We start from the raw sequence: 12365 nt of genomic DNA on the forward strand, positions 1-12365 counted from the left end.
TAAAAAAATAATGTCAATTGACAAACTTGCAGGGTGGTACTATAAAACCTTAAGTTAAGTTGAGGTCAAGCTAAGGGACGCAAAAATGGCAGAGAAAGACACGAAAGCGATAAAACCACGCAAAGAAAGTGGAAAAAAAATAGATTTTACAAGGGCATTAACCGTTGGTGAGGTAGCTAAACGTGCTGGTGTGGCGGTGTCGACAGTTCATTTTTACGAGTCAAAAGGGTTGATCCAAAGTACACGCACGCAAGGAAATCAACGACGTTTTCACTCTGTGGTTCTGCGTTATATTGCCATCATTAAAGTTGCGCAAAGTACGGGGATACCACTACATGAAATTCAAGAAGCTTTGGGGCGTTTTCCTGCGAATAGTTCACTCACATCGGAACAATGGAAAGAAATGTCCACCCAGTGGCGCTCTTCTTTAGATAAGCGGATCAGGCAGTTAACTCGTTTGCGCAATGAATTAGATAATTGTATTGGCTGTGGTTGTTTATCACTGAGTGATTGCCCGCTTCGCAACCCTGATGATGTATTGGGAAAAAGAGGCCCCGGCGCACGAATTTTGGAACGCCCATAAGTCATTTCCCCTTACTTGCATCCCATCACATTTCTCACCATTTGGATAGCCACTGCAAAAAGTGGCTATTTGTTTAGGTATATCAACACATTATTATTTAAATTGCCGCACTGAATGGATAATTTTTGCGTCCATCGGCTACAGCTTTTGGCTATTTTTGCGTAATTATTCGTCAGGTTAATTTTTTGTGAAATCATTGTAATTAAATGAGAGTAAAAAAGAGGATGCCGAAGATGAGAGGTTTAAATAGTAAAATTGCCATCGTTACCGGAGGTGCGACCAAAATTGGTGCAACCGTGGCGAAAATATTGAGCGATTACGGCGTGACGGTCACTATTTTTGATATTGATGCAGTGAATGGTGAAAAAGTTGTTCAAAATGAGCCGAATATTGATTTTCTTCCAGTAGATATTACCGATGATCAGCAGCTTAAGCAGGGAATTGACCGTGTTGCGCAAAAATATGGTCAACTCGATTTTTTAGTTAATCTGGCCGCCACTTATCTTGATGAAGGCCAGTCATCCACAAGGCAAGATTGGCTAACTGCCTTAAATATTAATGTTGTCAGTGCCGTCATGGCGGCTCAGTTTGCCAAACCTCATTTAGTGAAGTCGGGTAAAGGGGCGATAGTTAATTTCACCAGTATCTCTTCTAGCGTTGCGCAAACTGGTCGTTGGTTATATCCCGCATCTAAAGCCACTATGTTAGAGGTCACTCGTAGCCAAGCGATGGATTATGCGCAGGACGGGGTCCGTGTGAACTCTGTGTCACCGGGTTGGACTTGGTCTCGTGTCATGGATGAAATAACGGGGGGCAACCGGCAAAAAACAGACCGCGTAGCTGCGGATTACCACTTATTAAAACGCGTTGGCGACCCTGAAGAAGTTGCTCAAGTTGTCGCGTTCCTTCTTTCTGACCTAGCGAGCTTTGTCACTGGCGCAGATTACGCCGTTGATGGCGGTTACTCGGCTATGGGACCCGAACAGGCTAAACCCGCAATTCCCCGTCTTGCTGAATAAGACACCATATTAAAGACTTTGCAGAGGAAAATACTATGCGTCGTATTGCTATCGTAGGTGGTGGTCAAGCGGGTATGCCATTAGCTTTAGGCTTGCTCGATAAAGGCTATGAAGTCACAGTTGCAACAAACCGTACTCCAGATGATGTGAAAAAAGGCCGTGTGATGTCGAGCCAGTGCATGTTCGATATTTCACTACAATTTGAGCGTGATTTAGGGCTAAATTTTTGGGAAGAAGATTGCCCACCCGTTGAAGGTATTGGTTTTACGGTTCCACATCCAGAAAAAGCGGGTGAAAAAGCCATCACATGGCGGTCTCGCTTAGATAACTATGCGCAAGCCGTTGATCAGCGTATCAAAATGCCATATTGGATGGAGCTATTTGCGGCTCGTGGCGGTAATTTACGTATTGAAGATGTGGGTATTGCAGAGCTCGAACGCCTAGCGGAAACCCATGATTTAGTAATATTAGCAGGGGGCAAAGGTGAAATAGTCAAGCTCCTTGAGCGTGATGAAACCCGTTCGCCGTATGATAAACCTCAGCGAGCTTTGGCATTGACCTATGTCCACGGCATGTTACCAACCCCTGAATATTCACAAGTTTCATTTAACTTGATCCCTGGAGTTGGTGAATATTTCGTATTCCCTTCTCTGACGAACAGCGGTGATTGCCACATTATGGTCTTTGAAGGGGTCCCCGGTGGGCCAATGGACCAATGGAACGAGGCGCGTACTCCCCAAGAACATTTGGCTTACAGTAAAAAGATCCTTAACACCTATTTACCATGGGAAGGGGAGCGCTGCCATAACATTGAGCTAACGGATGATAACGGTATTTTAGCGGGACGATTTGCGCCGACAGTGCGTAAGCCCGTGTTAACGCTGCCATCAGGTAAAATTGTGTTCGGCTTAGGTGATGCGCTAGTCACCAATGACCCGTTGACAGGGCAAGGTTCAAACAATGCGACGAAAGCCAGCAAAGTTTACTATGACGCTATCTTAGCGCATGGAGATAAACCTTATACCGCCCAGTGGATGAACGACACTTTCGAACAATTCTGGAAATATGGTCGCTATGTTGTTGAGTGGACAAACTCTTTATTGGCTCCTCCTGAACCGCATATTTTACATCTCTTGGATGCCGCTCAACAGTTGCCATCTCTCTCACATACTATCGCTAATGCATTCAACTACCCACCAGTCTTATTTCCTTGGTGGAAAGATGGGGCAGCTTGCGAGGCTTACATCCAATCACAAATGATGGAAGAAGCTCGAGCCTAAAAGGGGAGTCCAATATGTCTATGATTGCAGAGGATACATTCATGTGTGATAGGGAATGGGGCCATACCGAATTTGAACCTAAAGCCTTGCGCAATTTACTCGGTTGTTATCCAACAGGGGTCGCGGTTGTGATCACACGTGCAGAGGATGGCCGTGACGTTGGGTTAACAATTAACTCATTTGCATCGTTATCACTCGACCCACCATTGGTGTTATGGAGCCTAGTTAACCATTCACCAAATTTATCTGTGTTTCGTGATTGCCGTCATTTCACTATCAATATTTTAGGTAAAGAGCACCAAGAACTGGCCATGCGTTTTGCTAACCCACGCATCGAAAATAAATTTGCAGATGTGGCGACCCATGTAACGCCAGAAGGTGTCCCCGCGCTACATGGCGCGATAGCCACCTTAGTTTGCGAAAATCATAAACAAGACCATATCGGTGATCACCTATTAATGGTGGGACATGTTCGGCGGATTAGCAGTGAGACAGGTAAGCCGCTGGTTTTCCATGGTGGCACGTTTACCGCTTTACATGAAGCCCTTTAGGTGTAGGAGAGATTATGAACCAGCCAGCATTGATGACATTCGTAAAAGAATTGCAACAGGGCAATATTCGCGTTGTTGACTTGACGCAGACATTATCCCCATCGTTTCCTGCCTTGCAGTTACCCGAACAATTTGGGCAAGTATGGTCATTTAGTATGGAACAAATTTCCCGCTACGATGATAACGGCCCTGGGTGGTATTGGAATAATTTTAGTTGTGGGGAACATACAGGAACCCATTTTGATGCACCTATTCATTGGATAAGCGGCAAAGACCAAGCCAATAATACCGTAGATACGATCCCTGTCGAAAATTTTGTGGCACCAGCGGTTGTGGTCGATGCCAGCCAAGAAGTGGCTAACAATGCAGATTGGGTACTGACGGTAGAGTTTCTACAACAATGGGAACACAAACACGGCAAAATCCCAAAAGGGGCATGGGTATTATTTCGGACGGATTGGTCAAAAAAGGCCGATAACCCTGTGGAATATGTAAATATGCACGAAGATGGTGCACACACACCCGGACCATCGCAAGAAGCGGTTGAGTGGCTTATTCATGAGCGTGATGTGAAAGGGTTTGGTGTTGAGACTATTAATACTGATGCAGGGCAATCTTATCGCTGGCCAATTGCATATCCCTGTCACACATTGATGCATGGCAGCAATAAATATGGCCTGCAATGTTTAAAAAACCTCGATAAATTACCTGCAACTGGCGTCGTCATTGTTGCCGCTCCTTTAAAAATTGAAGGGGGCTCAGGTAGCCCATTACGTGTACTAGCGCTGGTGGGGTGATTTATGACAACACACTCTCACCCTCAAGTCATTGTTGTTGGCAGCGGGATGAACTCATTAATGTGTGCCGCCTTATTGGCGGTACGCGGTAAATCAGTACTGGTTCTAGAGCGTAATGACCGCTTAGGGGGCTGCATTCGTACTGAAAATTTATTTGAGGGGTATACCCACGACTTACTGTCTTGCTGGTATTCGTTATTCGTAGGCAGTCCCGGTTATCAGGAACTCGAACCTTATTTAAAAAAATATGGTTTAGAGTTTTGCCAATGTGATTATTCGACAGGGTTAGTTCAGCCAGATGGTCAGTCTGTTGCATTAAAGCGCGATATTGCTGAAGCAGCAAAGCAACTTGATAGTTTAGCACCGGGAGACGGTACGGCATTTCGTAAAATGGCAGAGACGCTATTTAACCAAGACGCAGCACTGACATTTGGTTTATTAGGGCAAAACCCATACAGTGCGGGCATGTTGAAATTATTATTTTCGCAATGGCGCAAACGAGGTGTAGATGGGTTATTGGATTTTGCTAAGTCTGGAATAGAAAGCTTTCGCCGTTGGTCTGAGCGTGAGCTACAACATGATTTTAGCCGAGCTTTAATGGCGCCTTGGGTATTACATACAGGGTTAGGGCCTGATGAAGCGAGTTCTGCGCTAATTGGGAAACTCACATTTGCAGCGGTAGTTGCTGGTGGTATGCCTGTTGTAAAAGGTGGGAGCGAGCGCATTGTTGAGGCGTTTTCGAAGGTTATCGAAGCCCATGGTGGGCAGCTCAAAACAGGGATGCACGTTGAAAAAATTATTACTCAAGGCCTTGGGAAGAATAGCCGAGCAACAGGGGTTAGGGCTAATGGGCAGGACATTAGCGCTTCAGAGAGCGTGATATGCAACGTTACCCCGACTCAGTTATATGGCGTATTGCTTGATAATGTTTCCCCACAAATAAAGCAAAGGTCAAACGGTTATCGTTATGGGCGTGCGGGGATGCAAATCCATTTTGCACTGAGTGCTCCTCCTCCTTGGTGTAACCCTGAGCTTCTTCATGTTCCTTTGGTTCATTTTACGGAAAGTATGGAACAGGTTTGTTTGTCTGTGGCCCAAGCGAATAACGGTTACTTACCTGATAAACCGACGTTTGGTATTGGTCAGCCGACAGCGCTTGACCCAAGCAGGGCCCCCGATGGAGGGTGGATTTTATGGGTTCAAATGCAGGAGCTTCCTCGCACCTTAAAAGGTGATAGTGCTGGTGAAATTTCAATTCCAGAAGATGGAAAGTGGAATGAGCAAGTGCGTGAAGCAGTAGCTGATCGGATACAGCAGCGTTTAGAACAAGTTATGCCGGGGTTCTCTTCACTGATTGTCGGCCGTAAAGCGATTTCTCCAGCTGATCTTGAACGCTATAACTGCAATCTCGTCGGCGGTGATCCTTACTCAGGGACTTGCTCACCAGACCAATTCTTTTGGTTACGCCCTTTTGCGGCGACGGGGCAAACAAAAGCACATCAAACAGCAGTAAAAAATCTCTTTCATATTGGCGCATCAACACATCCCGGCCCCGGGCTTGGTGGTGGCTCTGGTTACCTTGTTGCACAAAAATTGGCAGTCAAACGTAGGACATAAATAAATCAGCAATGGATTTGTACTATCGCAGGCAAAGCACACACAGTAAGACAACCCACTATGGCAGGAAATATGATGAAAACAAAAATAATCAGTAGGCTTGTTGCAGGTTCGTGTCTCAGTATTCTTTCATTTGGTGCGGTCGCTACCGAAGGTGGTGGATTAGGTGTTTATCCCGATGGTCTCGAAAACTTTATGTCAGGGGCGCTACCACCACAAGGTGTCCATGTACTGATATATGGTGGAAATGCGCATTATGACAGTATTCGCGATAACAAAGGGGATAAAATCCCTGTGCCGGGTTTTAGTGTAAATGTGAATGTATTAGCGCCAAGGCTGATTTGGGTGACAGACCAAAAAGTGTTTGGTGGTGACTTAGCTTTCCATACGATTGTGCCATTATTGGATGTTACCGCAAAGGCAGCAGGTCAGAAAGACAACAGCCGTGGCCTTGGCGATGTGACATTTGGACCAGCCTTAGGTTTTCATCCATCGGCAGATTTACACTATGTGGTGGGGTTAGATGCCTACGCCCCAACAGGGAAATACAGTAAAACTGACCCATCAAGTCTGGGGAAAAATTACTGGGCATTACAGCCTGTCTGGGCAATAAGTTATATTCCCCCAGTTGGTGTGAATGCCGATTTAAAAATGATGTATGATTTTAACTTCCGTAATAACGATACAAAAACACGTTCAGGCCAAGCATTTCATGCTGATTATGGCTTAGGCTGGGGCTTTGGAAATGGTTGGGTTGCAGGGATTGGCGGGTATGCTTTTATGCAAACAACAAATGATAGTGGGCCAAATTCAGCACAAGGAAAAGCCCGAGCCTATTCGATAGGGCCATCCATTCGTTATGCCAACCCTCAAGGCTGGTTATTTACGGCTAAATGGGAAAAAGATTTTGAAGTGAGAAACCGCCCAGAAGGATCGCAAATTTATTTAAAAGCGGCCATTCCATTCTAACGAGTATAATAAATTAAAGCCCTACACCGTGTTAAAATAGCGATGTAGGGCTTTGTGTAAGACATCATTTAGGCTTTTTTCAGACTTTGGCTCGGCGTTTCACCATATCGTTGTTTATATTCCGCACTAAAACGTCCCATATGAGCAAATCCCCAACGTAATGCGACTCCCGTGACACTGGTCGCTTCCCCAGAAAGCAGTTCGGCTCTTACCCGTTCCATTCGTAAATCGCGTAGATATTGCATTGGGCTAATATCTAAAAACTCTTTAAAGCCAGCATATAAGCTACGTAAACTGACTCCCGCAATGTGGGCTAGTTGCTCAACTGTAATAGGTTCATGGGCATGAGCTTCTAAGTATTCCTGCACACGCCTGACATGGCGAGGACGGATTGTGGCTCTGCGCATTCCAGAATCTTCAGTATAGTTATGGCCTTGGGTGGAGAGAAGAGTGACAGAAACCAATTGCTCAACTTGTGTGGTGATCAACTTATGTTGTAGTAGATCCGGTGTACGTGTAGCACATTCAATTAAGTAATTCATTAAGGTGCGCCATGCAATACAGGATTGCCATGCAAAACCCAACTGAAAAACTAATGGTTTATCTAAAGTGTGTCCTAGCTGGCCAACTAAAGACCGTTCTAGTAAGGAGCGAGAAATACGCAACATAAACTGATCGTTATCGCTATTCCAACGCATGGTTGTTGATTCTTCTGGGCTAAGTAACGATGCCATTTGTGGTGTGGACTCTATACATTTTCCGCCACTTTCAATGGTCGCACTGCCAGACAACGGCATTTGTACTAGGAAAAAGTCCTGCAGTTGCCCTGGAGCAATAGTAACATCAGCGCCATATCGTAGACGGCTCAGCGAAATATCCCCCATGGGAATATAATGCATACGGGCATCAAGGCGTTGATGTGGGTTGAGTAAATGAAACTGATGGGGCTTCATCACCCGACCAACCATGGACTTGATCTCTTCGGGATCTGCGGATGTAAACAATAAGCGCTCGGAAGAACAGAGCTGATTTTCAATCTGAGGTGCAGGTGAATGGGGCCACGAGTTGCTCAACATCGGAGGTACCTCCAAAATTATTTTTCAGCTTTATTTCATATTTGGTCAATCTTTAGCTGCATTGTTATCATTTTTTATATTTTTTATAAATTAATTCAAATGGTTATTGTATACGATTAATGATGTGACACTTCTTTTTAAGAGAAGAGTGATCCACTATTCAGGATAAAAGCAGTTATATTCCATTTTTAATTAACATCTCATTAATTATTTTTTAACCAAATGTGAATTGAACATAGCATAAACAGTTTTCCTTACCTAGCTAAAAACGTGCAGAAACTATCCAAAAAATGCAAAAAAATAGAAACTATGTGGTTATTGTGATGGTGCTAACAATATAAAATATAACGTTATTTTAATAATTTAATTAGCTAATTATTCATGATTTATCATATTGTTGTTTCTATTTATCTATCGGTTAGTGAATTTATCAAATTAATTATCTATTTAGTTTTGTTATGTTGAATTAAATAGCTAATGCCTTTATTTTTATAGGGGTTATTTACTGCAATTATATTATTTTTGCATCATCAATTTATTTTTTGAGGTTAATTCTTTTCAGTTATTTTGCTGAAAAAGAGTATTTTCTAGTTGTTTTCATTGGCGATTTGTCCCCTATCTGCAAGCCTTATCCACTCTCTGCATAAATCTAATATCCATGATTAATCATGGATTGACCTTTCATTAACAAAAAGGATACAAGAAAGAAACACAAAAAAGATAAAAACGTTCTGACGTTTACGGGTGAGGTAAAAATGGCTGAGCGATCGTTTATACAAGAAGTTGAAAAATTACGACAAGGGCAAGGGGAAACGTTTAGTGGTGAAGGCATTCTTGCTGTCACAAAAGCACTATTGGAATCAGGTGTTTCTTATGTAGCTGGCTACCAAGGTGCGCCTATTTCACACTTAATGGATGTACTTGCTGACGCACAAGATATTTTATCTGAGTATGGAATACGTTTTGAAAACAGTGCCAGTGAAGCAACGGCGGCCGCAACCCTCGCGGCTTCCGTGAACTATCCTCTTCGTGGAGCAGTGACTTTTAAAGCAACTGTGGGTACTAACGTCGCTTCTGATGCTCTAGCAAACCTAGCTTCTGGCGGGGTACTGGGTGGGGCACTGATCATTGTTGGGGAAGATTACGGCGAAGGTTCATCTATTATGCAAGAGCGTAGCCATGCTTTCGCGATGAAGTCTCAAATGTGGCTACTTGACCCTCGTCCTAATTTGCCATCTATTGTTCAAGCGGTAAAAGATGGGTTTGATCTTTCTGAAGCGAGTAATACGCCTGTCATGTTACAGATGCGTATTCGCTCTTGCCATGTTCATGGGCAATTCATTTGCTCTGATAATCAACACCCTAAATTTACCGTAAAAGATGCCCTCGAAAACCCGACAAGAGACGTTAGCCGTATTGTTTTGCCGCCAGCAAGTTTCTTGCACGAAAAAGAAAAAATTGAAGCACGTTGGCCTGCTGCAATTAAATTTATCCAACAGCGTGAGCTGAATGAATTTTTTGCTGAAGACGCAGAAGATGTGGGCATTGCATTACAAGGGGGGTGCTATAACACGTTGATCCGCGCTTTAAACCAAATTGGATTAGCGGATGTTTTTGGTAACAGCCAAATACCGTTATACGTGATGAATGTGGCCTATCCTCTAATTGATGATGAATTTGAGCGTTTTTGCCGCAATAAAAAGGCCATTCTTATTCTAGAGGAAGGGCAACCGAACTTTGTAGAGCAAAACGTAGCAAATATCCTACGCCAACGAAATATTGATATTGAATTACATGGCAAGGATATGTTGCCGATGGCAGGTGAATACAATACAGCGACTGTGCTTGCTGGCTTGCGTTCTTTCCTTGAACATTACGGAAAAATTGAGCCTCAAGTTAAAGCCGCTGCAAAGCAAATCCGTATTCCAACCATTAACATTGCCACTCAACAGCTTGATGACCCTCTACCTGAATATGTGAATGCAGCAGAGCCAACATTAGATAGCTCGGTACATGCACGCCCACCCGGTTTTTGTACTGGCTGCCCAGAAAGGCCTATTTTTACTGCGATGAAACTGGTTGAACGTGAATTGGGTGAACACCATGTCAGTGCAGATATTGGTTGCCATTTATTTTCCATACTGCCTCCTTTTAATTTAGGTAATACCACCATGGGATATGGGCTGGGAGGTGCGGGTGCTGCGGCCTTGAATGCAAAAGCAGGGAAGCGCGCTATTTCAGTTATGGGTGATGGCGGCTTTTGGCATAACGGCTTAACCAGTGGTATTGCGAATAGCGTGTTTAATCGTAGTGATAATTTAACCATTGTTGTTGATAACAGCTATACATCAGCAACGGGTGGACAAGATATTCTTTCATCAACCGCTTTAAACCCAACGCGTAGCACGGGCCATGAAATCGAAAAGGCCGTGAAAGGGGTCGGTGTGAATTGGGTTAAAACCATTAAACACACTTATGACCTGAAAACCATGACTAACACATTACGTGAAGCTTTAACTACTGATGAGAAAGGGCCAAAAGTTCTCATTGCACAAAGCGAATGTATGTTGAATAAACAGCGACGTGAAAAGAAAAAGGTTCGTACTGATGTTGCTGCGGGTAAACGAGTCGTGCGTGAACGTTTCGGTATCGACCCTGATACATGTACGGGAGATCACTCCTGTATTCGTTTATCAGGGTGCCCATCTTTATCCATCAAGCCCAACCAAGACCCATTGAGAACTGACCCAGTTGCAACAGTAATGGATAGCTGTGTGGGCTGCGGCTTATGCGGTGAGGTTTCTCATGCCGCTGTTTTATGCCCTTCATTTTTTAAAGCCCAGATTATCACTAATCCAACTGGCTGGGACAAGCTATGCCACCGTATTCGTGGTTGGTTTATTGGTTATTTACAACGTCGTGATTCGCGTCGTCGTGAACAATTCAGTTTTTAAGGGGGAATAAATGCTTTCATCCTCAATAGCATTGCAGCCCATCAAAATAGCGATTTTAGCGATGGGTGGTGAAGGTGGCGGAGTTCTTGCGGATTGGATAGTCAATCTAGGCGAAGAAAATGGTTATTTTGCGCAAACAACTTCAGTACCTGGTGTTGCCCAGCGTACGGGAGCGACGATTTATTATGTCGAGTTATTTCCTGGCGCAGATAACTTACAAACGCCACGCCCAGTTTTAGCCCTGATGCCTATGCCGGGTGATGTTGATGTAGTACTGGCTTCTGAGTTAATGGAAGCGGGCAGAGCAGTTCAACGGGGTTTTGTTACACCAGAACGGACGACCTTAATCAGCTCGACACACCGTGTTTACTCAATTGCTGAAAAGTCAGCGATGGGAGATGGGCGCGTTGATAGCCAAGCACTTATTCGTCACGCAAGTTCATCTGCCCGCCAGTTTATTCATTTTGATATGTCACAAGCGGCACAGGATACAGGCAGTGTCATCAGCGCGGTTCTATTTGGTGCGTTGTTTGGTTCAGGGGTCTTACCCTTTAGCCGCACGCAATTTGAGGAAACGATTGTTCGTGGTGGCGTCGGTGTAAAACCAAGCTTGCGTGCTTTCGCATTAGGTGCTGAAAAGTCAGTACACCCGGAAGAGCCTTACCAAGCGCCATCAGCACAAAACGTGATACATACACCTAAAAACAAGCAAGTTTCAGCGTTACTAGCGCGTGTCGAAAATGAATTTTCTCCTCATGTGCATTATCTGGTCACCGAAGGCATCCGTCGGCTTATTGATTACCAAGACCCTGCTTATGCCACGTTGTACTTGAATCGCCTTAATAACCTGTTTGCGCAAAATGGTGGCCAAGATGAGCGGTTACAGCGGGCACTTGCACGCCATTTGGCCCTTTGGATGTCTTATGAGGACACCATCCGTGTGGCTGACCTGAAAATCCGTGATAGCCGATTTGCGCGAGTACGCGATGAAGTACAGGCAAAAGATAACCAATTATTGAATATCAATGAATTTATGCATCCACGCATTGAAGAAATCTGCGAAACGCTTCCCAAAAATTTAGGTCGCTGGTTAATGCGTCCACATTGGTTACACAAAGCGCTTCGCAAAGTGACAGAAAAAGGGCGCACCATCACTACCAGTTCTTTCTTTGGCTTTTTACAGTTGTATCTATTAGCTGCTTGGCGAAAAGGACGGCGTTCGACGTTACGTTATCAACTTGAAACACAACGGATTGAAAAGTGGCTAGAGCTAGTGGCTCAGGCTGCACAAACCAACCCTGCACTAGCTGCAGAAATTACGCAGTGCCAGCGTGTGGTTAAGGGGTATAGCGATACACATGCTCGAGGGTTGCGTAATTTCCAAATATTAATGGATATCGTTGCCCAGCAGGGTAGCAAGTTAGCGCCAATTAATTTGCGGGAACTGCGTGAAGCTGCATTGGCTGATGAACATGGAAAAGAATTAGAAAAATGTCGCCAACGGCTGGCTATAAATTAA

The 12365-nt window shown here is 44.3% G+C and carries 10 protein-coding genes; 9 read left to right on the forward strand and 1 reads right to left on the reverse strand.

What is annotated here, in order from left to right; all coding sequences use genetic code 11:
- The first annotated feature begins 85 nt into the window (after positions 1-85).
- The 7 genes from soxR to ABE954_RS02505 all read left to right on the forward strand — a co-directional run bounded on the left by soxR (position 86) and on the right by ABE954_RS02505 (position 6816).
- Complete coding sequence (gene soxR, locus ABE954_RS02475; protein ID WP_042848467.1) at positions 86-583, forward strand: redox-sensitive transcriptional activator SoxR; 498 nt, start codon at positions 86-88, stop codon at positions 581-583.
- Positions 584-816: 233 nt separating this feature from the next.
- Entirely contained in the window at positions 817-1602 is a 786-nt protein-coding gene (locus ABE954_RS02480; protein ID WP_166687125.1) for an SDR family oxidoreductase, read from the forward strand.
- Positions 1603-1637: 35 nt separating this feature from the next.
- Positions 1638-2882: a styrene monooxygenase/indole monooxygenase family protein gene (locus tag ABE954_RS02485; RefSeq protein ID WP_048608776.1), complete on the forward strand. Its 1245-nt coding sequence runs from the start codon at positions 1638-1640 to the stop codon at positions 2880-2882.
- Between the two features lie 14 nt (positions 2883-2896).
- Positions 2897-3433: a flavin reductase family protein gene (locus ABE954_RS02490; RefSeq protein WP_226619007.1), complete on the forward strand. Its 537-nt coding sequence runs from the start codon at positions 2897-2899 to the stop codon at positions 3431-3433.
- 14 nt (positions 3434-3447) lie between these two features.
- Positions 3448-4230 (forward strand): cyclase family protein, encoded by a 783-nt coding sequence (locus tag ABE954_RS02495; RefSeq protein ID WP_042848463.1) that lies wholly within the window; start codon positions 3448-3450, stop codon positions 4228-4230.
- Between the two features lie 3 nt (positions 4231-4233).
- A complete protein-coding gene (locus tag ABE954_RS02500) occupies positions 4234-5847 on the forward strand; it encodes an NAD(P)/FAD-dependent oxidoreductase (protein WP_042848461.1) in 1614 nt (537 codons plus the stop codon).
- A 75-nt stretch (positions 5848-5922) separates the two neighbouring features.
- Positions 5923-6816, forward strand: a complete 894-nt coding sequence (locus tag ABE954_RS02505; RefSeq protein ID WP_226619005.1) for a transporter — start codon at positions 5923-5925, stop codon at positions 6814-6816.
- A gap of 68 nt (positions 6817-6884) precedes the next feature.
- On the opposite strand, the gene ABE954_RS02510 is transcribed toward ABE954_RS02505, so the two are convergent.
- Positions 6885-7892 carry an AraC family transcriptional regulator gene (locus ABE954_RS02510; protein WP_042848460.1) on the reverse strand — a complete coding sequence of 336 codons (1008 nt, stop codon included), beginning with the start codon at positions 7890-7892 and terminating at the stop codon, positions 6885-6887.
- Between the two features lie 755 nt (positions 7893-8647).
- Here ABE954_RS02510 and ABE954_RS02515 point away from each other — a divergent pair.
- A complete protein-coding gene (locus ABE954_RS02515) occupies positions 8648-10846 on the forward strand; it encodes an indolepyruvate ferredoxin oxidoreductase subunit alpha (protein WP_042848459.1) in 2199 nt (732 codons plus the stop codon).
- Positions 10847-10856: 10 nt separating this feature from the next.
- Positions 10857-12365 carry an indolepyruvate oxidoreductase subunit beta family protein gene (locus ABE954_RS02520; RefSeq protein WP_048608769.1) on the forward strand — a complete coding sequence of 503 codons (1509 nt, stop codon included), beginning with the start codon at positions 10857-10859 and terminating at the stop codon, positions 12363-12365.

The sequence above is a fragment of the Providencia sp. TYF-12 genome, assembly GCF_041344805.1.
GTDB lineage: Bacteria > Pseudomonadota > Gammaproteobacteria > Enterobacterales > Enterobacteriaceae > Providencia > Providencia huashanensis.

Excerpts from the sequence above, each read along its gene's own strand:
- ABE954_RS02505 (WP_226619005.1), top strand. The coding sequence starts at position 5,923 with ATGAAAACAAAAATAATCAGTAGGCTTGTTGCAGGTTCGTGTCTCAGT.
- ABE954_RS02500 (WP_042848461.1), top strand. The coding sequence starts at position 4,234 with ATGACAACACACTCTCACCCTCAAGTCATTGTTGTTGGCAGCGGGATG.
- soxR (WP_042848467.1), top strand. The coding sequence starts at position 86 with ATGGCAGAGAAAGACACGAAAGCGATAAAACCACGCAAAGAAAGTGGA.
- ABE954_RS02520 (WP_048608769.1), top strand. The coding sequence starts at position 10,857 with ATGCTTTCATCCTCAATAGCATTGCAGCCCATCAAAATAGCGATTTTA.
- ABE954_RS02485 (WP_048608776.1), top strand. The coding sequence starts at position 1,638 with ATGCGTCGTATTGCTATCGTAGGTGGTGGTCAAGCGGGTATGCCATTA.
- ABE954_RS02495 (WP_042848463.1), top strand. The coding sequence starts at position 3,448 with ATGAACCAGCCAGCATTGATGACATTCGTAAAAGAATTGCAACAGGGC.
- ABE954_RS02490 (WP_226619007.1), top strand. The coding sequence starts at position 2,897 with ATGTCTATGATTGCAGAGGATACATTCATGTGTGATAGGGAATGGGGC.
- ABE954_RS02510 (WP_042848460.1), bottom strand. The coding sequence starts at position 7,892 with ATGTTGAGCAACTCGTGGCCCCATTCACCTGCACCTCAGATTGAAAAT.
- ABE954_RS02480 (WP_166687125.1), top strand. The coding sequence starts at position 817 with ATGAGAGGTTTAAATAGTAAAATTGCCATCGTTACCGGAGGTGCGACC.
- ABE954_RS02515 (WP_042848459.1), top strand. The coding sequence starts at position 8,648 with ATGGCTGAGCGATCGTTTATACAAGAAGTTGAAAAATTACGACAAGGG.